A 22,408-nucleotide genomic window follows, 5' to 3' on the forward strand; every position below is an offset into this window, starting at 1 on the left:
CTCCGCGTCCACTGTGACGCAGAGCGTCACGGTATGCATTCCCACGCGGAGCGTGGGAACGATCAGCACGATCAGCACGCGGAGCGTGGGAACGAGCAATAGCCTTCAGCGCTGTGGCCAGAACCGCTCGCCACCCCCCGGTGCCTCCGTCCACGCTTGCAATGAGCGGGTCGGCAAATCGAAGTAATCCCGGGTCCGTGCATAACCATGGCCGCCCATGCGCCCGATCGCATCCAGCCCCAATTGATCGATGTACAGGGTTTTCGGGTCGATCAACTCGTCGCGCACATGCGCCATCAACACCTCGCCAAAAATGATCTCCCGCGACTGACCGATGTTCAGCGCCATCATCCGCCGACATTCCAGCGCCACTGGTGCTTCGCCGATTCGCGGGCATTTGACCGAGGTGCCGGGGATCGCCGTCAGGCCCGCAGCGGTCAACTCATCGAAGCCCGGCGCGAACGGCACGGCGCAGACGTTCATGGCTTCCACCAGCGCATCGTTGACGATGTTGACGGTGAATTCCTGGTTCATCTGGATGTTGCGGGTGGTGTCCTTGGGGCTCTGGTCGCCGTAGTTCTCCACGCCGAGCGCGAGAATGGGCGGGTCCGCCGACAGCGCATTGAAGAAGCTGAACGGCGCCGCATTGACCCGGCCTTCGCCGTCGATGGTGGTGACCAGGGCAATCGGGCGCGGCACCACGCTGCCGATCAGAATCTTGTATTTTTCCCGTGGGCTCAGTTGGCTGAAATCGAAGCTGTGCATGGCAGTGTTCTCTAAAGAAGTGGATCGATGGCGCTCAAGGGCGCTTCGGCGCTGTAGTCATCGGCGAACGGAATGGCCGGCTGGAACAGGGTTTTCCAGTCCGGTCGGCCAAAGGCCCGGTCGCTGTGGCTGCGCATCAGTTTTTCGTATTGGCGTTGGGCCTGGCGTTGCAGAGTGGGGTAATCGACGCCGTTGACCTGACCGTCGTGCATCACGCAACGACCGTCGATGTAGCTGGCAATGCAGTCGTCGCCGCGCCCGGCCAGCAGCAGGTTTTTCAGTGGATCGAACAACGGGCCCAGATGCAGGCCGCGCAGGCTGAATACGGTGATGTCGGCTTTGGCCCCCGGCGCCAGACGCCCGAGGTCGTCACGGCCCAAGGCTTTGGCGCCGCCGAGGGTCGCGGCGTTGTACAGATCGAGGCTGCTGGTCAGCGCCGAGCCGCCCTCCATCAACCGTGCGATGTTCAAACCGTGGCGCATGTTTGCCAGCAAGTCCGCCGGCCAGGTGTCGGTGCCGAGGGCGAAATTGATGCCCTTGGCGCGATAACGTCCGAACGAATTCAGTGCCTCGCCGTCGCGGGCGAACACCAGCGGGCAGTGCACCAGACTCGCGCCGCCGTCGATGACCCGCTGCAAATCGTCATCGCCCGAGGTGTAGATGCCGTGGGGCAACAGGCTGCGCGGGGTGAGCAGGTCGAGTTGCTGCAACCAGCCCAGCGGCGAGGTGCCGCGCAGCTGTTCGACCATCGCCACTTCGCCGGGCGCCTGACAGCAATGCAGACGCATCGGTGCGTTCAGTTCGCGGCTCAGGGCGGAGGTGCGCTGAAGCAGCGCCGGGGTGCAGGTCTGGATGCGATCCGGCAGCAGCGCACCGCGAATCAGCCCGGCGTGTGCGCCATCAAAATCCTTGAAAAACCGTTCAGCCGCGTCCAGTCCAGCCAGACCCCGCGCCTCATCCCAGTGGTGGGCGAGGGTGCCGTCGGCGCGCCAGTAACTCATGCCGCTCATGTAGCAGGGGCCGAGATAGGTGCGCAGCCCGAGTTCGCTCGCCACGTCGGCGACAGCGGCGAACTCGTCGTAGGTTTCCGCCCATTCGCGGTAGTACATCGAGGTGATCGGCATCGCCGTGGTGATGCCGTTGCGGATCAACTGGGTGAAGGCGTAGCGGTATTTGAAGACCTCTTCTTCCAGACTGAACGACTCACGCGGGCCGGTCGCCAGATATTCCGCAGACCACATCCGGCCCATGCTGCGTTCGTCGCCGTTGTCCAGGGTCAGTACCGTGGAATCGAGATCGCCGAGGGCGTCGAGATCGATGAAACCGGGGCCGATCAGCGTATTGCCGTAGTCGATCCACTGATCCACCGGCCCTTGGTAACCGCGCCCGACAAACTCGATGCGCGATCCGCTGAATACCACTTCACCGTCACGCCACAACACATGCTGCGTGCCGTCGAAGCCGACTACGCAACCGGCCTTCAGGCCGATCCGTTTCACAGACGGCTGCCCAGCAAGCGACCGCCGCTGGCGATCAATTCGCCGCCGCGATAGACCTGACGCACAGGGCGCGAAACGACCGCTTCACCGAGCGTCTCGACCGGCATCAGCAGAAAGTCCGCCGGCCGGCCGATGGCGAAGCCGTAATCCTCGATCCCCAATGCGAGCGCACCGTTGACTGTCGCCGCTTCGAACGCCGCCGCCAATTCATCGTCCTTGCCCAGGTCGAAACGGAACGCCAGCAACATCGCCCGTTCGAGCATGTCGCCATTGCCCATCGGTGACCACGCATCGCGAATGCCATCGGAGCCCAGGCACACGTTGACCCCGGTCTCGCGCAGCGCCATAAACGGCGGAACGGCGCAGTCGGCCGGCGCCGAACTCATCAGCGAAATGCCCAGCGCGGCGAGGCGTTCGGCGACGGGTTTGACCTGGCTCCACGGCAGCATGCCGAGGCAATAGGCGTGGCTGATCATCACCCGGTTCTGCAGGTTGAAACGCTCGGTGTAATCGGCGATCCGGGCGATCTGCCACAGGCCCAGTTCTCCTTTGTCGTGCAGGTGAATGTCGACGCCACGCTGGAATTCACTGGCCAGTTTGAACACGAAATCCAGTTGCGCGATCGGGTCGTTGTCGATGCCGCACGGGTCGAGCCCGCCGACGTTTTCCACGCCCAGGGCCATGGCTTCGCGCATCAGCTCGGCGGTGCCGGGGCGGCTGATCAGGCCGGTTTGCGGGAACACCACCAGTTGCAGGTCGATCAGGTCGCTGTAGGTTTCGCGCAGTTGTTGCATGGCTTCGACGTGACGCAGGCCGAATTCCGGGTCGATGTCGACATGGCAACGCATCGTCAGCGAACCCCGGGCGATGCAGTTTTCCAGCAGGGCGCCGGCGCGTTCGGCAATCGGCGCTTTCACTTCGCGCAGGACGCGGCGCTCGTTGCTGATGTAGTCCTTGAGCGTCGGGCCGGCGCTGTTCGGGCGCCAGGGCTGGCCGTACAGGGTCTTGTCGAGGTGGACGTGGCTTTCCACCAGCGGGGCGGTGAGTAGCTGGTTCTGGCCGTCGATGTCGGTGGTAGCCAGCGGGGTGTTCGAGGCCGGGCGGCGTTGGGTGAACTTGCCGTTTTCGATCAGCAGGTCTTCGCCGGGGGCGCCGTAGGGTCGGATGTTTCTGAGCCAGCGGGGGTGGGACATTTCATACCTCTGTTTCTATGTTGTCTGGGTGGGCCTCATCGCTGGCATGCCAGCGATGGCCGCGCCACCGGTTCAAGTCAGGCAATCAACCCTTAAGCTTCGACCAGATCCGATCCTGCAGCTCCCGCGCCTTGTTGCTGCATTCCTTCTCCGGCCGCAGGCGCGAGGCGTATTCCTCGGGCATGTTGATCGCGTCCATGACCTTCCATTTCGCATCCAGCAACTGATCGCTCTGAATCCCGTTGGCATAGGCAATCGCGTTGGACACGTCCGCCGCGTTTTCCGGTTTCATCATCCAGTCGATGAAGATCTTCGCGTTGCCCGGATGCGGGGCGCTTTTCGGTACGGCGAAGTTGTCCTGGAACATCGCCAGGCCTTCTTTCGGATACACGTATTTGATCGTGCTCTTCTGCAACGTGGCCCGGGCCGTCGAGCCGTTCCAGTTCTGCATCATGATCACTTCGCCCGAGGCCATGCGGTCGACGGTGTTGTCGGAGCTGTACATCTTCAAAAACGGTTTCTGCTTTTGCAGCAGTTCGAGGATGCGCTTGGCGTCCTGCGGGTTTTCCGTGCATTCGTCGACGTTCAGGTAATGGCTGGCGGCGTTGATCACGCTGCTGGAGGTGTCGAGGGCGGCGAGCTGGCCTTGCAGTTCCTTGCGCGGCTCGAAGAACTCTTTCCACGAATCATCCAGTTTGCCGCCGGGTACGCGGGCGCTGTCATAGGAAAAACCGGTGGTGCCCCACAGGTACGGAGCCGAAAACTTGCGCCCCGGGTCGAAGCTCGGATCGCGGAACGGGCCTTTGACGTACTGGAAGTTGCTCAGGGTCGGCGTGTCGATTTCCAGCAGCAGGTCCTGTTTGATCAGCGTCTGCATGATCGACTGCGACGGTACGATCACGTCATACGCGGCGCCGCCGGCCTGCAACTTGGCGAGCAGGGTTTCGTTGCTGTCGTAGCCGTCCATGGTGACCTTGATCCCGGTCTCCTTTTCGAACTTGGCCAGCAGGTCCACCGGGTAGTAATCGGTCCAGTTGTAGAAGAACAATTCCTTGGGCTCGGCGGCGTGGGCGCCGAACGCGGTGAAACAACTCAGGGCCAGACCGGATACTGCCAGACGCATGTTTTTCAATTTCATGAGAGCGCTCCAGGTTTATTGTTGTTTGCCGCGTTGGCCGAGCCAGAAGGCCAGCACCACGAGCACGATGGAAATCACCAGCATCAGGGTCGAAATCGCGTTGATCTCAGGTGTTACGCCAGCCTTGATCGCCGAGAAGATGTACACCGGCAACGTGGTCGAACCGGGCCCTGCGACGAAGAAGGTCATGATGAAATCGTCGAGGCTGACCACGAACGCCAGCACCGAACCGGACAACACCGCCGGCCACAGCAACGGCAAGGTCACGCGGCGGAACACCTGCCACGGGTTGGCGTACAGATCGTTGGCGGCCTCGAGCAGGCTCTTGTCCAGATCGTTGAGCCGTGCGCGGATCGGCAGGTAGGCGAACGGTATGCAGAAGCCAATGTGCGCGACGATCACCGTCATCAGGCCGAGCTTGATCCCCAGTGCCATGAACAGCAGCAGGGTGGCCACGGCGGTGACGATTTCCGGCAGGATCAGCGGCAGGTTGATCCCGCCTTCGACCATTTTCTGCCCGTAGAACGGCCGGTAAGTCGCCAGCGCCGCCAGCAGCGCAATCGTCGTGGCGCACACGGTGGCGATGGTCGCGACGATGATCGAATTCAGCGCCGCCGTCTGGATCGACGGGTTGGCCAGGATCCGCCCGTACCAGGCAAACGAGAACTCGGTCCACACCGTCGCCGAGCGGTTGGCGTTGAAGCTGTAGGCGATCAACACCAGGATCGGCACGTACAGATAGGCGAGGATCAGCAGGCTGATTTCCCGAGTCGCCGGGAGTTTCTTCAGGTGCAGAGAGATCATGCTTTCGCTCCCCGATTCAGGGTTTTCGCCGCGCTGCGGCTGTAGAGGGCGTAGAGCACCAGTGACAACAGCAGAATCCCCAGCAACAGGAACGACAGCGAACTGCCCAGCGGCCAGTTGCGCGCGGTGCCGAACTGTTGCTGGATCAGGTTGCCGATCATCAAAGTCTTGCCGCCGCCGAGGATCGCCGGGGTGATGAAGGCGCCGAGGCTCGGCACGAACACCAGCAACGCACCGGCAATCACGCCGGGCATCGACAGCGGCAGGATGATCCGGCGCAGCGCATGCCAGCGATTGGCGCCCAGGTCATAGGCGGCTTCCACCAGACGCCAGTCGAGTTTTTCCAGGGTCGAGTAGATCGGCAGAATCATGAACGGCAGGAAGCTGTAGACCAGACCCACGCTGACCGCGAAGTCGTTGTAGAGCAGGGTGATGCCGCCGGCACTCGGGAACAGCGCGTTGAGACTCTGGGCGACCCAGCCCTGTTCACGCAGGATGATCAGCCACGCGTAGTTGCGGATCAGCAGGTTGGTCCAGAACGGAATGGTGATGAGCAACACCATCAGGTTGCGCCGGCGCGGGGTCAGGCTAGACATCCATAACGCCACCGGAAACCCGAACAAAAAGCACAGCACCGTGGTGCCGCCGGCCTGGAACACCGAGCGCAACAGCGCCTGGGCGTAGACCCAGTTCAGCTCCAGTTCGCCGTCGAAACCTTCCTGGAAAAACAGCTGCACGTAACTCTGCAGTTGCCATTGGGCCTGCCAGTCGACGCCGCCGTAGGTGTTGCGCGGCAGCAGGCTGATGTAACCCATGATCCCCAGCGGAATGGCGATCAGGGCGAGCAGGGTCAACACCACCGGGCTGAGCAACAGCGCGCGGTTGAGGGAGGGGGAAGTGCTGCTGACGCTCATCTCAGGCCTCCATCAACAGGCAGGCCTGGGGCGGCAGGTGCACCGCCACGCGCTCGCCGACGGCACGACCACGGTTCAGGCCTTCGTTGTTTTCCCGCAGCATGACTTTGATGTCGTTGTTCAAACGGCACTGGTACAGGGTCGCGGTGCCGACATACAGCACGGCCTCGATCACGCCGCGCAGATGATGCGGCTGGTCCGCCGTGACCAGTTGCGAACGCTCGGGACGAAACGCCAGTTGCACGCTGCTGCCATTGACACCCTGCGGCGGGCAGGGGATTTCCACCGGCATGCCGTTGGGCACGAAAATGTTTTCGTTGTGCTCGCCGCGCTTGAGCTGTCCGGGAAGGAAATTGATGTCGCCAATGAACTGGGCGACGAAACGGTGCTGCGGGCGTTCATAGATGTCGGTCGGGGTGCCGATCTGCAGGATCTTGCCGGCGGACATCACCGCAATCCGGTCGGACAGGGTCAGGGCTTCTTCCTGATCGTGGGTGACGAAGATGAAGGTGATCCCGGCTTCCTGCTGCACGCGCTTGAGTTCGACCTGCATTTCCTTGCGCAGCTTCAGGTCCAGCGCCGACAGCGGCTCGTCGAGCAACAGCACTTTCGGTTTCGGCGCCAGGGCCCGGGCCAGCGCCACGCGCTGCTGCTGGCCGCCGGACAATTCCGCCGGTTTACGTCCGGCCAGGTGCTCCATCTGCACCAGCGCGAGCATCTCGTCGACCCGTCCGGGGATCGTCTTGCGATCAAGACCCTGCATCTCGAGGCCGAAGGCGATATTCTGCGCGACACTCATGTGCGGAAACAGCGCGTAACTCTGGAACACCGTGTTGACCCGACGCTTGAACGGCGGCAGGTGGTTCACCGTTTCGCCCGCCAGACGGATCTCGCCGTCGCTGACGTGTTCGAAACCGGCGATGGTGCGCAGCAGGGTGGTCTTGCCGCAGCCCGAGGGGCCGAGCAGGGTGAAGAACTCGTTGTCGGCGATGTTCACCGACACGTTGTCGAGGGCCGGCGCGAGGCCAGGATCATCAGAGTACCGTTTGGAGACATTACGCACTTCAATTGCTATTGGTTGACCCATAATGGTGCAATCCTCTAATTATTGTATGCAATATCTGAATGCAATTTAGAAATACCCGGATTAATCTGCGGGTGCAACCCCCTTTTTCCCTGGCTGACGCTCTTGTAGGGATCGCGCCGGGAACCGTTGCCCGCACTGAAGGAGTTTTCAAATGACCGAGAAGAAACTGGAAACCACGGTCGACCGCGTCTACCAAGGGGTTTACGAGGCGATCAGCAAGCGTTCGCTGCGTCCGGGAATGAAACTGGGCGAAGCGTCGCTGGCGGAATTGTTCAATGTCAGCCGCACGTCGGTTCGAGCGGCGCTCAAGCAATTGGAGGCCGACGGACTGGTCACCACCGAGCCCAATAAAGGTGCGTCGGTGTCGCTGCCCAGCGATGAAGAGATCCGTTCGCTGTTCGAAACCCGGCGCCTGATCGAGATCGGCATCGTCACCGAGCTGTGCCGACGCAAGGACTCCGCCGCGATGCAGGACCTGCGCGAGCACCTGCTGCTGGAAGACGAGGCCCATGCGGCCGGTGACCACGAGCGGCTGATTCACCTGCTTGGCGAGTTCCACATCAAACTGGCCCGCAGCCTGAACAACCCGGTGTTGCTCGACTGGTTCCAGAAGCTGATTTCCCGCGCCTCGCTGTATGCCGCCGCGCTGGATGACGACAGCCACGAAGCTTGCCGCGATGACGAGCATCTGCGCCTGATCGAGTACATCGAGGCCGGCAATCAGAGCGCCGCCATCGAGCTGACCTGCATGCACCTGGACGGCATTCAGAAGGCGATTCTGGACGTCGCTGCGAAGCTCAAGACCGGCTACCACCCGCTCAAGCACCTGATCGAAGTCTGAGCGCCGGCCGCCAGTGAAATCGGCTATACCTCTATGAAACCATCGCTGCCCGATGCGCTCGAAACAGACGGGCGCCACGTCATCGGGCGTAGCGATCGAGCGAACCAACCACAAGGCGTTGAAGCAGTCGATGCAGTTTTTATCCGATAGCCACGGGTGTGACGGCTGGCAGGGCGAGATGGCCGGACGCATCCGCGCCTTTGACTGGAGCGGGACCGACCTGGGCCCCCTTGAAACCTGGCCGGCCAGCCTGTGCAGCACGGTGCAGTTGATGCTTGCCTCGCCGTTGCCGATGGTCATGCTCTGGGGCCATGCCGGCTACATGATCTACAACGACGCCTACTCGCGGTTCGCCGGCGGACGGCACCCTTATCTGTTGGGTGTGCCGGTGGAACTGGGCTGGCCGGAAGTCGCCGACTTCAACCGGCATGTGGTCGACACCTGTCTGGCGGGCGGCACCCTCGAATACCGCAACAAAGTACTGGTGCTGTTGCGCGACGGCGTGCCCGAGGATGTCTGGCTCGACCTTTATTACAGCCCGGTGGCCAATGATGCCGGGGTGCCTTCGGGCGTGATGGCGATGGTGGTGGAAACCACCGAACTGGTGCTGTCCGAACGCCTGCGCCAGGCCGCCGAAGACGCTTATCGCGCCGACAACGAACGGGTTCGACTGGCGCTGAACGCCGGGGCACTGCTCGGCTCATTTGTCTGGGACGTGCGTAACAACGTGCTGTCCGCCGACGAACGATTCGCCCGCACCTTTTCCTTTCCGCCGGATCAGGACCTGACCAACCTGCCGCAGCACATTGCCGAAGCGCACATTCATCCCGATGACCGCAGTTGGGTGCAGGAATGTGTCGAAAACTCGGTGCGTACCGGTGAACCGTACAACGCCGAATACCGCGTATTGCGCGCCGATGGCACTCATCTGTGGGTGCTGGCCAGCGGCGGTTGCGAATTCGATGAGCAGGGCCAGGCATTTCGATTCCCCGGTGTGTTGATTGACATTCATGAACGCAAGACCGCTGAAGAATCCCTGCTCAAGTTCACCCGCAACCTCGAACAGCGTGTGGCCGATGAGGTTGAGGCGCGCCTGAGCGCCGAAGAGCAATTGCGCCAGTCGCAGAAGCTCGAAGCCATCGGCGGCCTTACTGGCGGTGTGGCCCATGACTTCAACAACCTGCTGCAAGTGATCGCCGGCAATCTGCATCTGCTGGCGCGCCACGAACCGAACAATGCCAACGTGCAACGGCGGGTCAGCGCCTCGCTGGCGGCGGTGGAGCGCGGCGCCAAGCTGTCCTCGCAACTGCTCGCGTTTGCCCGACGCCAGCCGCTGTCGCCGGCGGTGTGTGATCCGCGGCAGATATTCGAAGGCGTCGGCGAGTTGCTGCAACGGGCGCTGGGCGAAACCATCCAGATCGATGTGCAGTTGCCCGAGGAACCGTGGCACATCAACGTCGACCGCAACCAACTGGAAAACGCAATTCTCAATCTGGCGATCAATGCCCGGGACGCCATGAAAGGCGAGGGCACCATCGTGCTCGGCGCCGCCAACACCTTGCTCGACCGGGCGTTCTGCGTCGGCAAGGGCATCGTGCCGGGGGATTTCGTGCGGGTCTCGGTCAGCGACAGCGGCGTGGGCATTGCGCCGCACATGCTGGAGCAGGTCTTCGAACCGTTCTTCACCACCAAGGCCGATGGTCAGGGCACGGGCCTCGGATTGAGCATGGTGTTCGGTTTCGTCAAACAGAGCGGCGGGCATGTCGAGATCGACAGCCAGGTCGGTGAGGGTACGCGGGTGCAGTTGTATTTCCCGCGCAGCCTGCGGCCGCTGATCGATGAGACGCCCGGTGTGCGTCGACAGCAGGCGGGCGGCAACGAAACCATTCTGGTGGTCGAGGACAACGAAGCGGTGCGTACTTCGGCGGTCGAATTGCTGCGTGAAGAAGGCTACCGCGTGCTGGTCGCCGGCAATGGCGACACGGCGATGCAAATGTTGCTGGAGGGCGCCCGGGTCAACCTGATCTTTACCGATGTGGTCATGCCCGGGCTGATCAAGAGCTCCGACCTGGCGGCGTGGGCCAAGGTGCAGATGCCGCCGGTGGCCGTGCTGTTTACGTCGGGACATACCCGGGACATCATCTCGCGCAATCACCAGCTCAGCCCCGACACCCATTTGCTCGGCAAACCTTACGGGCCTGAGGCGTTGTTGCAGATGATCCGTGCGGTGCTGAGTACCTGACTGTCGCGGATCAACGAAGGGCGACGAACGGGCACCGCTGGTCTGACAGGTGGTCGACAGAACCGGTCAACCGAGGCCATTCTGATAACTGGCCAGCGCAATCGGTCGCGTTGGCTGCCGATCAACTGACGGAGGTGTTCCATGCCGGTGACCCATGATCTGTTACAGGACTTGAAGCTTACGAAGGAAGAGATCCAGCAAAAACGCACCGCGGATCCACATCTGGATGCACTGATCAACAAGTACTCCCAGGCGGACGCCGAAGTCGTCAAGGCCGAGACGGCGACCTCGGACGCGCCGAGCGACGACACGCTGAAGAAACTCAAAGAGAAACGCTTGCAGGTCAAAGACAAGATCGTTCAGCAGTTGCAGGCGCGAACCTGACCGTCAGTCGCGCCATTGATCTTCGGTGGTGCACGACTGGAACGACAGCCACGACGGCACCTCGAATGTACAGAGTCTTCACTTGGCGACTCTCTGCGAGGTGCCTCATGAACAAACCCAAGCTCCCCAATTACAAGTTCCCCAGTGAAGAGCTGGGCGCATTCGACCCGGTTCCCACGCATCCCGAGCCCAACAGCCCGGCGCATACGGTCCGCCATCCTGAGGAGGAACGGAAGATCGCGGATCTGCCGGAAGATGAAGACCCGGAAAAATTCGATCGGTCCAACAACTGACCGTCCGCCATCGCTGGATCGTCGGCCCGCCGCATCGCAGCGATGGCGCCCGCCGGTTCAACGCGAATTTCAGGCCTTCATTTCAAGGCCGCATCCAGCGGCATCCGCGCCATGTGCGTGGCCTTCAGTGAGCCGAAATACAACCAGTCGCCATACTCGCGCGCCGTGGTGATCGGCGAGTAATTGCCGGCGCTGGCATCCTGCAGATTGGCGATCACCTTGCCGTCCAGATCCAGCCCCAACACGAACCCACGTTTTTCCAGCGGTTTGGGCAGGACGGTCATCGCCCGCACCAGCATCTTGCGCACGAACGGATGGCCGGCGGTGCGATCCAGCAACGGATTGCGCGGCGTGTACAGCGCCACCCAGAAACGATCCCGCCCATTGAACGCAAGGTTGTCCGGCAGCCCCGGCAGGTTGTCGATGAACAGGTCATGGGTGCCGGCCTTGGGCCCCGTCAGCCAATAGCGGCTGATGCGGTAGGCGCCGGTTTCATTGATCAGCACATAGGCGTCTTCCGGGCCGAGGGTCACGCCGTTGGCGAATTCCAGTTTATCGAGCAGGACGCTGGTCTTGCCGGTCTGGAAGTCATAGCGCAGCAGACGCCCGTCACCGCCGTGCTCGATGATCGCTTCGCCGTCATGGCCGTAACCCCAGCGACTGGAGGCATCGCTGAAGTAGGCGTAATGCCCGGATTTGTCGATGGCCACGTCATCGGTGAAACCGAACTTCAGGCCATTGGCTTCAGTGGTCAGCGCAATCAGTCGGCCCTGGGCATCGAGTGACAGCAAACCCTTGACCCCGTCGGCGATCACCAGCAAGCCGTTGGGGTGCCGCGCCAGACCCAGAGGCCGGCCGCCGGTATCGGCCAGCACTTTGCGCTGCTGGCCGTCGAGGCTGGTGCGGATCAGGCGTCCATCGTGCAATCCGGTGATCAGCGCATCGTTTTCCAGCAGCAGGGCTTCCGGGCCTTCGATGTCGCTGGGGCCGACCTGCGCTGCGCTTTTGAGGCGCTGATTTTCGGCGTATATCCCTTCGGTCAGCGACGGTGCCGGTTGTGGCGTCCATGCCACCGGTTCAACCTTGGTCGGCATCAGCAGCAGAAAGGCCAGGATGAGGGTAATCAGCAGCAAGATCAGATGGCGCAGCTTCACACGTGAACTCCCGCGAGTGCCAGATGCCGGGTCGCCCTGTCGCGCAGGGCCAGCATCGAGGCCGCCGATTCACGCTCGATGCGGCGCTTGAGCAGCAACTGATTGGCGATGCGCATGCCCAGGCTCTCGAAGCGATAATCCAGAGTACGCACGAAGGCCGTTCCTTCCCCTGCGGCCGAGCATTCGTAGGTCAGATGCAATGACAATCCATGATCGCCCTGGGCCCGGGCACACCAGCGTCGTCCCGGCAGGTATTCGGTGACTTCCCAGCTCAAATGGCCTTCGCGGCCACCGGCATGAATGTCTTCCTCGAAACGCGCGCCGGCATGCAGCGGCCCTGCGGGACCATCGATTTTCAGCGAGGAAGGGTGCCATTCCGGCCAGCGGCTGACGGTGGCGGCATAGGCGAGTACGGCAATCGGGTCGCCGGCGATGTCGATCGGATGCTGCATGCGGGTCATGGGCGTTCTCGAATCGGTCAAAGGGACGGGCTCCGGCTCCCAATAGAGGGTGCCGAACAGGTAATCCATCAGGGGCAGGACGATGTTGAAATTGCGCTCCTGCATGCGCTCGCGCCGGTGATGCAACTCGTGCAGACGGCGCATCTGGCGGATCCACGGCAGGCGGCTCAGCGGGTGTTGCGCCGGCAAGTGCTCGCAGGCGTGAAACACCTCGTAGGTCAGGTAGCCCAGCACCATGCTGCCGCCGAACAGTCCGGCGACGTTGGCGTTGACCTGCGCGAACAGCCACCACAGGGGCAGGGTGATCACCAGCGTGTGCACCACGATCAGCCACGCCGGAAACAGGATCACCCGCCAGTCGCGGGCGCTGTCCCAGGTCATGTGGCCGGGGGTGAAGAAGCTGTGATGGTCGCCGGCATGGCGGGCGTAGAACATCTTGGCGAAGGCTTTTTTGTGATGCCCGAGGTGGCGATGCACCACGTACACACCGAAATTGAAGAACAGCAAGGTCAGCGGCACGGCCAGCCATTCCAGCGGACGCACCTGATGTGCGCTGCCCCAGAACGCGCCGATGGCCAGCACTCCGAACAGCAGCACGAAGGCGCCGTGCAGCCACGGGTTGTACAGCGGATGAATCGCCGCACGATAGCGGCTGCGAAATGCCTCGGTGGTCTGCCTCACTGCGGTCACCTGCGGATATTGTCGTTATACCCGGCAGATTAGCCGATCCCGCCGTTTGTGCAGGGTCTACCTTGAGGTCACAACTGCCATGCTCCGGTGCATAGCGGTCGTCAGCTCAACGGGTTCCAGCGCTGTGACCAGTCGTCATCGGCCTTGATCACTTCGCGCAGCAGATCGAATGCCTGTTGCAGGGTCGCCGAGTCGCGGTCACGGGAATAGACGAGGTAGGTCGGGTAGCCGAATTCCGGGGCTTTGGTGACGGTTTCCAGTGCGCCGCTGTCCAGATAGGTGCGCACCACCCGCGTGCGGAAATAGCCGCTGCCGCCGTTCTCCAGAATGTATTGCAGGGCCAGCGGGCCGAGGTTGAAGCTCAGGGCCGCCTTGGCTTTTTCCGGCAGTGCGGCGTCGTGTTGACGGCGGAAGTCCTCGCCCCAATCGATGTACACGTAAGGTGCGGGGCGGTTGGGTGTTCTGACCAGAATAAGTTTCTCTTCCAGCACTTGCTCGACCTGCAATCCCGGCCAGTATTCCGGTTGGTAGACCAGCGCTGCGTCGAGCACGCCGAGTTCAAGTTGGCGCAGCAGGTTCTCGCCGTCGCGGATGTCCATGCGCAGGGCATGGCTGGGAATCTTCTCGCGCAGTTCGGCAGCCCAACTGAGCATCAACGGGTTGCACAGACTGACCTCGCCGCCGATGTGCAGCACGTTGTCATAGCCTTCGGGCAGCGGCAGGTCACGGCGGGCGGCTTCCCAGGTCTGCACCAGTTGATTGGCGTAGACCACGAAAGCCTCGCCGTTGGCGGTCAGGCGCGCACCGGCGCGGTTGCGCACGAACAGCGTGCTGCCCAACTGGCTTTCGAGTTTCTGCACACGGGCGGTGATGGCGGTCTGGGTGACGAACAGCTTCTCGGCCGCCGCAGCGAGGCTGCCGTGGCGGACGATTTCCAGAAAGGTGCGGGCGAGGTCGATGTCCATGGGCGGGCCGGTGTCTGAGGTGCCCGCATTGTAAGTCAAAAGCCCCTCATCGGAACGCCGCCCGCCTAGCCCTCTCCCTGTATGTACCGGAGACATGGTGAACACATGTTCGGAGACATGGTGGACGGTTTTAGATCCTCTTACCCGCCGATCAACTGACCAGCTCGGTCTCAACCACCCGAGCCCAATCCTCCACCAACCGCGCCGGCGTGCAGCAAGTCTTGCGCTTATACACAAAATTCCGGCACTTCTCGGCGAACTGATTGCGGTTGTACAGCATGTCTTCCTGCATCTCTTGCAACTCGGTTTCGCGGCATTGACGGATCAACTCATGATCGACCCGCAGCTTGCGTTCACGCACTGGCGCATACGTCGGATCGCTCAGTACCGAATTGGCCCGTTGCAGCAGCCACAAACCAAACTCGTCCGGGCAACGCGGGCCGATTTCCTGGACCATGCCCAGTTGCAGCGCCTGCGCAGCGCTGACCGGCAGACAGGCCTGGGTCAGTTGTTCGGCCATGGCCGGGCCGACGGCGCGGGGCAGGCTGTAGGTCCAGTATTCCGAGCCGTACAGGCCCATGCTTTTGTAATGCGGGTTGAGCACGATGTCGGCGCGAGCGAACACGATGTCAGCCGCCAGGGCGAGCATCACACCGCCCGCGCCGGCATTGCCGGTGACGCCGCTGACCACCAGTTGCCGCGCGCTGAGCAATTCCTCGCACACATCGTCGATCGCCTGGATATTGGCCCAGGCTTCGGCACCCGGATCTTCGGCGGCCTGGATCACGTTCAGGTGCACACCGTTGGAAAAACTGCCGCGTCCACCCTTGATCAACAGCACCTGAGTGTCGCGGGATTTGGCCCAGCGCAGGGCCTCGACCATGCGCTGGCACTGCTCGGTGCTCATTGCGCCGTTGTAGAACTCCAGTGTCAGCTCGCCGACCTGCCCGGATTCGCGATAACGGATCGGCTGATACGCCTCGTCGCTGAACGGCGCGTTGGCGATCGACCAGTCCAGCACCGGCACGTGCGCCAGTTGCCCGGCCAGCACATGCCGTGCCGGTCGCTTGAAGGTTTCTTCGCCCGGTTGCGGTTTGCGCCGCAGCGAGCCGATCCACAGGCTGTGATCACCGGTCGCCACCAGCACCGCATCGTCGTGCACCGCGAGGATCTCGCCGGGTATCCCGGTGCGCTGATCAAGGTGCGCGTCGTACACGTAATACTGGCCGCCAGCGAGGCTCGCGAGCACGCCGGGCTGACCGTCAGCCGCGTCGATGCAGCGCTTGATGAAGCGCGAGCAGTCGTGCCAACCGAAGGTGCGGTCGTCCTGCTTCATGTTCGGTTGCAGGCGTCCCAGAACCTTGGGATCGGCGTAATCCAGGTCCATCGGGACAAAGCCGTCGATGAATTTCTCCACCACTTCACGGATGCAACGGATCGCTGCGTCACTGACCCGGCCGTTGTACAGCTCGGATTTGCGCAAGCCTGTCGGCAAGTTGAATTCGCAGGTAGCCCAGACCGGGCCGGCGTCCATTTCTTCCACCGCTTGCAGGGCGGTCACGCCCCAGGACGGCAGTTCGCGCATGATCGCCCAGTCCAGCGCGCTGGCGCCGCGATCGCCGACGATGCCGGGGTGGATGATCACCACCGGGCGTTGCGGGTTGCTCCACAGCGCATGGGGGACACGGTCCTTGAGAAACGGGCAGATCACCAAGTCAGCGCCGCTGTTTTCGATCTGTTCGCACACGGCGGCTTCGTCGGTGAACAGCACCACGCTGGGCGAATGGCCCGCCTGACGCAGGTCCAGCCAGGCACGTTGGGTCAGACCGTTGAACGCCGACGACAAAAGAATGATGTTGAGTGATCGCATGATTGCTCTTCCTTGAAGGGTCAGCCGCAGGCTCCCGGTGAGCCGTCCGTGGCTATCGATGGAGGCGCAAGGTTAGAGACTGGCGTGGCCGGCACCACTGATCGAGATCAACGTTGTGTCAGCCAATGTTGCCGTGGCGACGACGTGCCTTATTCTCAAAGGTTTGCTGATCCTGATTTTTTATTACTTCAAATGTCTTCGACGCTATTGCACAGTCGCTCCCCTGATCAACGCCGGACGATCCCGGCGTATCCATGGATTTTCGCAGCGGGTGGAGCCCGTTTTCAGGGAGTAAGGCATGGGGAGTCACAACCCGCATTACCAGGTCATCGGGCAAATGTTTCAAAAGGACTACCGATGGTTGTGCGCCGCAGTCAGCCGTACCCTCGGTTGCCCGCACAGCGCACAGGACATTGCTTCGGAAACCTTTCTTCGGGTGTTGGCGTTGCCCGATCCACTGGCCATACGTGAACCCCGCGCACTGTTGACCACGATTGCCCGGCGGCTGGTGTATGAAGGCTGGCGCCGGCAGGATCTTGAACGTGCCTACCTGCAAAGCCTGGCCCTGGCGCCAGAACCGGTGCATCCGTCACCCGAAGAACGGGCATTGGTGATCGAAGCACTGCTGGCGGTGGATCGCTTGCTCAACGGTCTGTCGGCCAAGGCCAAGGCTGCGTTTCTCTACCATCAGCTCGACGGCCTGACCTACAGCGAAATCGGCGAGCGCCTCGGCGTGTCCACCAGCCGTGTGCAGCAATACATGGTCGAGGCGTTCAAACGTTGCTATCAGGCGATGCAGGCATGAGGCCGGACGAAACGCTGATCGACGAAGCGGCGCAGTGGATGGCGTTGTTGCAATCAGGGGATGTCAGCCTGCAGGAGCGCGCAGCGTTCGACGCCTGGCGTGCGGCGGATCCACGGCATCAACAGATCATCGAGCAAATGGGCGGCGGGCTGAATCTGCTGCGTCAATCGAACCTGCGCGGGTTGCCGCGTGAGAGTGTGCTGCACAGCCTGAATGCGCCCTCCAGCAGTCGCCGCCGATTCATCAGCGGCAGCCTGAGTGTGCTCGGCATTGCGGTGCTGGCCGGTTTGCTCGGCCGACGTTATGGCTGGCTGCCGGAGGCCGGTGAGTTGTCGACCGGGACCGGGGAGCGCCGTCAATTCACGCTGGAGGATGGCAGCGCCCTGACGTTGAATGCCCGCAGCCGTGTGGTGCCGCGATTCGATAACGTCGAGCGCCTGCTGGGGTTGCGCAGCGGTGAACTGCTGGTCGATGTGGCGAAAAATCTGGCCCGGCCATTCGTGGTCGAAACCGAGCATGGGCGGATGCGTGCGCTCGGTACGAAATTCCTGGTGCAGCGTGCTGAGGATTCGACGCGGCTGGTGATGCTGCATTCGCAGGTCGAAGTGGTCACCGCTGTCGGCGCGCGGCAAGTGGTGGAGGCGGGCGAGAGTCTGCTGTTCAACGGGCAGGAAATCCTCGCGCTGGAACGCAGCAAAGGGCAGGAAAGCGCCTGGGTGCAAGGGCGACTCGAAGTGCGTGATCGTCCCTTGAGCGAAGTCATCGACAGCCTGCGCAGCTACCGTCGCGGCATTCTGCACCTGAGCCCCGACGTCGCCGGTCTGCGCCTCAGCGGCCTCTATCCGTTGGACGACAGCGACCGCACCTTGCAATTGCTCGAACGTTCGCTGCCGATCCGCGTCACCTGGCACAACCCGTACTGGGTGAGCATCGAAGCACGGTTATAAAACCATAACTTCCTGGTCTATCCGCGACCCTATAAAAAGCGCCGGCCCGCTGCTCATTCCCTGCAGACGCCTTCAACAGGGAAGCCCCTCGATGTTCTCATTCAAACAACAATTACCCCGCCTGACGCTGGCCGCCGCGCTGGCGATGGGCATCGTTCCTTCGGCCGTATTGGCGCAAGACGCCGCCACTCAGGTCTTTACTTTCGACATCGCCGCAGGAGCCCTCGACGAGGTGCTGCTGGACATCTCGCGTCAGACCGGCGTGCCGATTTCCTTCAGCCAGAATCTGGTGCAGGGCAAGCGCAGCGGTGCCGTGCGCGGTGCGTTGGGCGGCCGGCAGGCGGTGGAGAAGGCGTTGCTTGGCAGCGGTCTGCAAGTCGAGCAGGGCACTCAGGGTTTGAGCATTCGCCAGGCCGAGGTAACGAGCGCCGCACCGGTCAAGGCTGCCGTCGTGGCACCTGCCAGCAACGCCGATTACCGCATGGAAAAAGTCACGGTCACCGGCTCGCGGATCGCCCGTGCCCAGAGCGATGGCGCGACGCCGGTCAATGTCATCACCCACGAAGAAATGGAAGCGCGGGGCTACAAGAACGTCTACGACGCGCTCGCCACGCAGACGCAAAACACCGGCATGACCCAGGGCGAAGATTACGGCAACACCTGGCAACCGGCCGCCAGCGCCCTCAACCTGCGCGGCCTGGGGCCCAACCACACGCTGGTGCTGATCAATGGCCGGCGGGTTGCCGATTACCCGACGCCGTACGACGGCAAGGTCAACTTCACCAATCTTGCGAACATTCCGTCGGCGATCATCGACCGCATCGAAGTGCTCAGCAGCGGCGCCTCGGCGATCTACGGTTCGGATGCGATTGCCGGGGTGGTGAACATCATCCTCAAGGACAAAATGAATGGCGTCGACGTCAACCTCAAGGGCGGCACCAGCGAGCGCGGCGGCGGTGACAATCAGCGGTTGCAGATCAGCGGCGGCGGCAGCTGGGGCGACTTCGATGGTTTGTTCGGGCTTGAGCTGACCAATCGTGATCCGATCTGGGCCGATGACCGAGGTTTCATGCAGAGCGGGCCGTTGGCGGATGTCGGTTACCGCCGCGACTTGAGCAACAACCGTTATCTGGGGCCGGGCTGCGGCGCTTATCAAGGCACGTTCGACAACAAACTGTTCAACAGCGGCGGGCGCTGCCGCACCGACCAGATGTACAACGATTACTGGACGATCCAGACGCAAAAGGAAAACTACGACGGCTACACCCGCGGCACCTGGCATTTCAGCGATAGCGGCCAGGTGTTCGCTGATCTGATGTATGGCCTCGACCACATTCAGAACAACACCCGTGGCCCGACCTTCACCTCGCCGGACTTCATCAACCAGAACAGCGGCAATCTGGAACGTTGGTATCGCCGTTTCGGTGAAGAAGAAATCGGCGGGCGCACCAGTAACAACAGCAAGTGGCGCGACACCTCGTGGACCGGCACGCTGGGGCTGTCGGACAAGATCGCCGACACCGGCTGGCACTATGATCTGGCGGCCAATCGCTCGGAATATAAAAGCGTGCGCACCACACGCTATACGCCGCTGTCGTCGATCCAGGATTTCTATCTCGGCCCGCAGCTCGGTACGCGCGGCGGCTACCCGGTATTTTCCCCGGACGCCTCGCGCCTCGACCGGCCATTGACGCCTCAAGAGTGGGAGCAGTTTCGCGGCAACCTGACCCAGAGCAGCAAGTCGGTGTCCACCAGTTACAACGCCTCGGTCAATGGCGATCTGTTTGACCTGCCGGCCGGCCCGGTCGGATTTGCCGGCGTACTGGAAGCCGGTAAACAGGAATACCGCATCGACCCGGACGACAGCCTCAACGACGGCAGTTTCTATGGCGTGACGCCGGCGCAAAGCTCCGGCGGTTCGCGCAAGCGATACGCGGCGGGTGGTGAGTTCAGCATTCCGGTGACCGACACGGTGCTGGCGACGGCGGCGGGGCGCTGGGACCAATACAAATTCAGCGGGCGCAGCGAACAGCAGAAAACCTACAACCTCGGTATCGAATGGCGACCGGTCACCAGCCTGTTGCTGCGCGGCAGCTACGGCACCAGTTTCCGCGCTCCGGACTTGAACTACATCTACCAGTCCGACAGCAACGGTTACTACCCGGCGCAGATCGATTATTACGGTTGCAGCCAGGGCGTGGCGGGCGCGTGTGATCGTGGCCGGGTCGACTACACACAAAGCGGCACGGCGGACCTGGAATCCGAACGCGGCAAGTCGTGGACCTACGGTTTTGTCTGGTCGCCGTCGCGCAACTTCGATTTCTCCACCGACTTCTGGCGCGTGGAAATCGATGACCTGCTGACCACCGTCGACGAAAACCGCCTGTTGCAGCAGGAGAACGAATGCCGCAACGGCACCCAGGACATCAACTCGGCCAACTGCCAGTCGACCCTCGCGCGTGTTGACCGCAATCCCGGCAATGCCGCCATTGATCCCAACCAGTTGCAGCGAGTGCGGGTGAATGCGATCAACGCGGCGAGCGAGCGGGTCAGCGGTCTCGATTTCAAGAGCAACATTCGCTGGGGCGCGGGCCAGTACGGCGCGTTCAGTTCGGCGCTGGGCTACACCCTGGTGCTGTCGCACTTCTACAAGGAATCGGATGAAGCCCCGACCCAGGACTGGCGCACTTCGCGCACCAACTACGACTGGCGCAGCAAGGTCAACGCCAGCCTGACCTGGGACTATCAGAAGGCCACGGCGACGCTGATGGGCATTCGCTATGGCTCGGTCACCAACGGCGCGGGTGACGGGCGTCTGTCGCCGTGGACGGTGTTCAATGCCAGTGCGCGCTATCGCTTGAACGACCGGGCAAGCGTCGGGCTGACCGTGAACAACGTGCTCAATCAGGTCAAACATGACGACTCGGCAGGCTGGCCGTATTACCCGACGGGCAACTACGACCCTTACGGTCGTCAGTGGTGGCTGGATGTGAGTTATCACTTCGGGAGTTGAGTAGGGAATGACGCTCGGCAACGTCCTACGGAAGTTGCCGGATTTTGAGTGAAAGCAGGGATATTTCCGACGACTTTTTAAGGTTGGCCGTCGGAAGCGGGGCCTATAGCATCGGTCGTGACATGAAGTCACTGACCGGCCTGAACGCTCGGGCCCCTGACATTGGATGGATTATGCGAACCGCACATCTCGAGCACGAAAACTCTACTTATTCCCCTCGTGATTTCTGGCGTGCCGATCACGCCAGGTGCCCTACGGAGGGTGCTCCCATGCCCCAGACAAAAGCACCCCGGCTCACCGGGCTGAAGAGAGTCGAGGGCAAACCCGTGGAGTTGTTGCTGCATGGCCGGATATGGGACAGGGACACCATGTACATCATCCGTTATGCGCTGGAAGGCTTTGATCTGCGTGACGTCGTCAACATGATTTCAACGTCTGAGCTGTACCGGGAAAGCGAACTTGTGCAGCTCATCACCGGAAGGTCCGTCAGAACCGTACGGCGCTTGCTTAACAGCGACGAGCCTACGCGCCTGAGCCGCCAGCAGAGCATGATCGCCTTCCAGTATGCGCACGCTCTGGAGTCCGCCATCGAGGTGTTCCACGATCAGTCGAGCGCCGAGGAATGGTTGAACAAGGCAACCAAATGGTTAAACGGTTACAGACCCGTCGCATTGATTGAGAGCTCTTTGGGGTATCAATCGGTCGATGCTTATCTGCACCGAATCAAATACGGGGTTTATCAATGAACCCGTTGCCTTGGGACGACCGTTGGTACGCGTGGCGGCTGGACCCTGAGGTTTATCGATGCACCTGGGACAGCGGTATTGGTTCGGAACTGCAGGGTGGCCGATGGAACCGGCCCGGCCGGCGTGTCGTTTATGCCTCGATCGATCCCTCTACCGCCATTCTGGAGGTGGCAGCTCATGGGAGTTTTAACGCACTGGATAAAAGTCCCTATGTGCTGACGTGCTTTGAGGTGATCAGTGAGGCACTTGTGAAAATCGTGCAACCCGAGGAGCTGCCCAACCCTTACTGGATGAGCCCGGCACAGTCTTCGCCTAACCAGCAGGATTTTGCCGATGCATTGCTCGCCGAGCATCCGTTCGTACTGATCCCCTCGGCAGCCACCCGGCATTCGTGGAACTTGCTGGTGAGCTGCGATTTGGCGGAAGGGCAATTCAGGATGGTCTCGCAAGAGCGGTTCGGGCTGGATACACGATTGCTGAGGGATGCAGAACTGGCCTGAGCAATCCACATGCCTTTTTTTGCATAACCTCAGCACCCAACGGTCTAAATCGCGCCCTATAAATCGCCATCTGCCATCGCACATCCCTGCATAAACC

At 61.9% G+C, this 22,408-nt stretch carries 20 protein-coding genes; 9 read left to right on the forward strand and 11 right to left on the reverse strand.

What is annotated here, in order from left to right:
• Nucleotides 1-105: 105 nt before the first annotated feature.
• The 7 genes from AC1RMX_RS14830 to AC1RMX_RS14860 form a co-directional block, all read right to left on the reverse strand.
• Entirely contained in the window at nt 106-765 is a 660-nt protein-coding gene (locus AC1RMX_RS14830; RefSeq protein ID WP_493064942.1) for a flavin reductase family protein, read from the reverse strand.
• An 11-nt stretch (nt 766-776) separates the two neighbouring features.
• Nucleotides 777-2,264 carry an amidohydrolase family protein gene (locus AC1RMX_RS14835; RefSeq protein ID WP_493072456.1) on the reverse strand — a complete coding sequence of 496 codons (1,488 nt, stop codon included), beginning with the start codon at nt 2,262-2,264 and terminating at the stop codon, nt 777-779.
• Complete coding sequence (locus AC1RMX_RS14840) at nt 2,261-3,457, reverse strand: amidohydrolase family protein (RefSeq protein ID WP_493072457.1); 1,197 nt, start codon at nt 3,455-3,457, stop codon at nt 2,261-2,263. Before AC1RMX_RS14840 ends, AC1RMX_RS14835 begins: the two co-directional genes overlap by 4 nt.
• A gap of 85 nt (nt 3,458-3,542) precedes the next feature.
• Nucleotides 3,543-4,595: an extracellular solute-binding protein gene (locus tag AC1RMX_RS14845; protein ID WP_493072458.1), complete on the reverse strand. Its 1,053-nt coding sequence runs from the start codon at nt 4,593-4,595 to the stop codon at nt 3,543-3,545.
• A gap of 15 nt (nt 4,596-4,610) precedes the next feature.
• Nucleotides 4,611-5,399, reverse strand: coding sequence for an ABC transporter permease (locus tag AC1RMX_RS14850; protein ID WP_007959453.1), 789 nt, complete (start codon nt 5,397-5,399; stop codon nt 4,611-4,613).
• Nucleotides 5,396-6,313 carry an ABC transporter permease gene (locus tag AC1RMX_RS14855; RefSeq protein ID WP_007959454.1) on the reverse strand — a complete coding sequence of 306 codons (918 nt, stop codon included), beginning with the start codon at nt 6,311-6,313 and terminating at the stop codon, nt 5,396-5,398. Before AC1RMX_RS14855 ends, AC1RMX_RS14850 begins: the two co-directional genes overlap by 4 nt.
• 1 nt (nt 6,314) lies before the next feature.
• On the reverse strand, nt 6,315-7,400 hold the full coding sequence (locus AC1RMX_RS14860; protein ID WP_096819984.1) for an ABC transporter ATP-binding protein: 1,086 nt from the start codon (nt 7,398-7,400) through the stop codon (nt 6,315-6,317).
• Nucleotides 7,401-7,551: 151 nt separating this feature from the next.
• On the opposite strand from AC1RMX_RS14860, the gene AC1RMX_RS14865 reads away from it, so the two are divergent.
• The 4 genes from AC1RMX_RS14865 to AC1RMX_RS14880 all read left to right on the forward strand — a co-directional run bounded on the left by AC1RMX_RS14865 (nt 7,552) and on the right by AC1RMX_RS14880 (nt 11,160).
• Nucleotides 7,552-8,241, forward strand: a complete 690-nt coding sequence (locus tag AC1RMX_RS14865) for a GntR family transcriptional regulator (RefSeq protein WP_096819983.1) — start codon at nt 7,552-7,554, stop codon at nt 8,239-8,241.
• A gap of 130 nt (nt 8,242-8,371) precedes the next feature.
• On the forward strand, nt 8,372-10,483 hold the full coding sequence (locus AC1RMX_RS14870) for an ATP-binding protein (RefSeq protein WP_493072459.1): 2,112 nt from the start codon (nt 8,372-8,374) through the stop codon (nt 10,481-10,483).
• 141 nt (nt 10,484-10,624) lie between these two features.
• Nucleotides 10,625-10,867 carry an HP1242/YdcH family protein gene (locus AC1RMX_RS14875; protein WP_096819982.1) on the forward strand — a complete coding sequence of 81 codons (243 nt, stop codon included), beginning with the start codon at nt 10,625-10,627 and terminating at the stop codon, nt 10,865-10,867.
• A gap of 107 nt (nt 10,868-10,974) precedes the next feature.
• Entirely contained in the window at nt 10,975-11,160 is a 186-nt protein-coding gene (locus AC1RMX_RS14880; RefSeq protein ID WP_096819981.1) for a hypothetical protein, read from the forward strand.
• Between the two features lie 77 nt (nt 11,161-11,237).
• Here the strand turns inward: AC1RMX_RS14880 and AC1RMX_RS14885 are convergent, their stop codons facing one another.
• The 4 genes from AC1RMX_RS14885 to AC1RMX_RS14900 all read right to left on the reverse strand — a co-directional run bounded on the left by AC1RMX_RS14885 (nt 11,238) and on the right by AC1RMX_RS14900 (nt 16,300).
• Nucleotides 11,238-12,254 (reverse strand): SMP-30/gluconolactonase/LRE family protein, encoded by a 1,017-nt coding sequence (locus AC1RMX_RS14885; RefSeq protein ID WP_493072479.1) that lies wholly within the window; start codon nt 12,252-12,254, stop codon nt 11,238-11,240.
• A gap of 56 nt (nt 12,255-12,310) precedes the next feature.
• Entirely contained in the window at nt 12,311-13,456 is a 1,146-nt protein-coding gene (locus AC1RMX_RS14890; protein WP_493072460.1) for a sterol desaturase/SRPBCC family protein, read from the reverse strand.
• A gap of 110 nt (nt 13,457-13,566) precedes the next feature.
• The gene (locus AC1RMX_RS14895) at nt 13,567-14,430 is read right to left on the reverse strand and encodes a LysR family transcriptional regulator (RefSeq protein WP_102621816.1); all 864 of its coding nucleotides are present in this window, start codon (nt 14,428-14,430) and stop codon (nt 13,567-13,569) included.
• Between the two features lie 151 nt (nt 14,431-14,581).
• A complete protein-coding gene (locus AC1RMX_RS14900; protein WP_493064936.1) occupies nt 14,582-16,300 on the reverse strand; it encodes a hydrogenase maturation protein in 1,719 nt (572 codons plus the stop codon).
• A 298-nt stretch (nt 16,301-16,598) separates the two neighbouring features.
• Here AC1RMX_RS14900 and AC1RMX_RS14905 point away from each other — a divergent pair, with 298 nt between their 5' ends.
• From AC1RMX_RS14905 to AC1RMX_RS14925, 5 genes are all read left to right on the forward strand, one after another.
• Nucleotides 16,599-17,105, forward strand: coding sequence for a sigma-70 family RNA polymerase sigma factor (locus AC1RMX_RS14905; protein WP_096819977.1), 507 nt, complete (start codon nt 16,599-16,601; stop codon nt 17,103-17,105).
• Complete coding sequence (locus AC1RMX_RS14910; protein ID WP_493072461.1) at nt 17,102-18,052, forward strand: FecR domain-containing protein; 951 nt, start codon at nt 17,102-17,104, stop codon at nt 18,050-18,052. Before AC1RMX_RS14905 ends, AC1RMX_RS14910 begins: the two co-directional genes overlap by 4 nt.
• A gap of 91 nt (nt 18,053-18,143) precedes the next feature.
• The gene (locus AC1RMX_RS14915) at nt 18,144-21,065 is read left to right on the forward strand and encodes a TonB-dependent receptor domain-containing protein (protein ID WP_493072462.1); all 2,922 of its coding nucleotides are present in this window, start codon (nt 18,144-18,146) and stop codon (nt 21,063-21,065) included.
• Between the two features lie 269 nt (nt 21,066-21,334).
• Complete coding sequence (locus AC1RMX_RS14920) at nt 21,335-21,811, forward strand: antitoxin Xre/MbcA/ParS toxin-binding domain-containing protein (RefSeq protein WP_096819974.1); 477 nt, start codon at nt 21,335-21,337, stop codon at nt 21,809-21,811.
• Nucleotides 21,808-22,311, forward strand: coding sequence for an RES family NAD+ phosphorylase (locus AC1RMX_RS14925; RefSeq protein ID WP_192558160.1), 504 nt, complete (start codon nt 21,808-21,810; stop codon nt 22,309-22,311). Before AC1RMX_RS14920 ends, AC1RMX_RS14925 begins: the two co-directional genes overlap by 4 nt.
• The last annotated feature ends 97 nt before the right edge of the window (nt 22,312-22,408 follow it).

The organism is Pseudomonas sp. GW822-FHT03F04 (genome assembly GCF_058801405.1).

Excerpts from the sequence above, each read along its gene's own strand:
- AC1RMX_RS14830 (WP_493064942.1), bottom strand. The coding sequence starts at position 765 with ATGCACAGCTTCGATTTCAGCCAACTGAGCCCACGGGAAAAATACAAG.
- AC1RMX_RS14840 (WP_493072457.1), bottom strand. The coding sequence starts at position 3,457 with ATGTCCCACCCCCGCTGGCTCAGAAACATCCGACCCTACGGCGCCCCC.
- AC1RMX_RS14845 (WP_493072458.1), bottom strand. The coding sequence starts at position 4,595 with ATGAAATTGAAAAACATGCGTCTGGCAGTATCCGGTCTGGCCCTGAGT.
- AC1RMX_RS14850 (WP_007959453.1), bottom strand. The coding sequence starts at position 5,399 with ATGATCTCTCTGCACCTGAAGAAACTCCCGGCGACTCGGGAAATCAGC.
- AC1RMX_RS14855 (WP_007959454.1), bottom strand. The coding sequence starts at position 6,313 with ATGAGCGTCAGCAGCACTTCCCCCTCCCTCAACCGCGCGCTGTTGCTC.
- AC1RMX_RS14860 (WP_096819984.1), bottom strand. The coding sequence starts at position 7,400 with ATGGGTCAACCAATAGCAATTGAAGTGCGTAATGTCTCCAAACGGTAC.
- AC1RMX_RS14865 (WP_096819983.1), top strand. The coding sequence starts at position 7,552 with ATGACCGAGAAGAAACTGGAAACCACGGTCGACCGCGTCTACCAAGGG.
- AC1RMX_RS14870 (WP_493072459.1), top strand. The coding sequence starts at position 8,372 with ATGCAGTTTTTATCCGATAGCCACGGGTGTGACGGCTGGCAGGGCGAG.
- AC1RMX_RS14875 (WP_096819982.1), top strand. The coding sequence starts at position 10,625 with ATGCCGGTGACCCATGATCTGTTACAGGACTTGAAGCTTACGAAGGAA.
- AC1RMX_RS14880 (WP_096819981.1), top strand. The coding sequence starts at position 10,975 with ATGAACAAACCCAAGCTCCCCAATTACAAGTTCCCCAGTGAAGAGCTG.
- AC1RMX_RS14885 (WP_493072479.1), bottom strand. The coding sequence starts at position 12,254 with ATGCCGACCAAGGTTGAACCGGTGGCATGGACGCCACAACCGGCACCG.
- AC1RMX_RS14895 (WP_102621816.1), bottom strand. The coding sequence starts at position 14,430 with ATGGACATCGACCTCGCCCGCACCTTTCTGGAAATCGTCCGCCACGGC.
- AC1RMX_RS14900 (WP_493064936.1), bottom strand. The coding sequence starts at position 16,300 with ATGCGATCACTCAACATCATTCTTTTGTCGTCGGCGTTCAACGGTCTG.
- AC1RMX_RS14905 (WP_096819977.1), top strand. The coding sequence starts at position 16,599 with ATGGGGAGTCACAACCCGCATTACCAGGTCATCGGGCAAATGTTTCAA.
- AC1RMX_RS14910 (WP_493072461.1), top strand. The coding sequence starts at position 17,102 with ATGAGGCCGGACGAAACGCTGATCGACGAAGCGGCGCAGTGGATGGCG.
- AC1RMX_RS14915 (WP_493072462.1), top strand. The coding sequence starts at position 18,144 with ATGTTCTCATTCAAACAACAATTACCCCGCCTGACGCTGGCCGCCGCG.
- AC1RMX_RS14920 (WP_096819974.1), top strand. The coding sequence starts at position 21,335 with ATGCCCCAGACAAAAGCACCCCGGCTCACCGGGCTGAAGAGAGTCGAG.
- AC1RMX_RS14925 (WP_192558160.1), top strand. The coding sequence starts at position 21,808 with ATGAACCCGTTGCCTTGGGACGACCGTTGGTACGCGTGGCGGCTGGAC.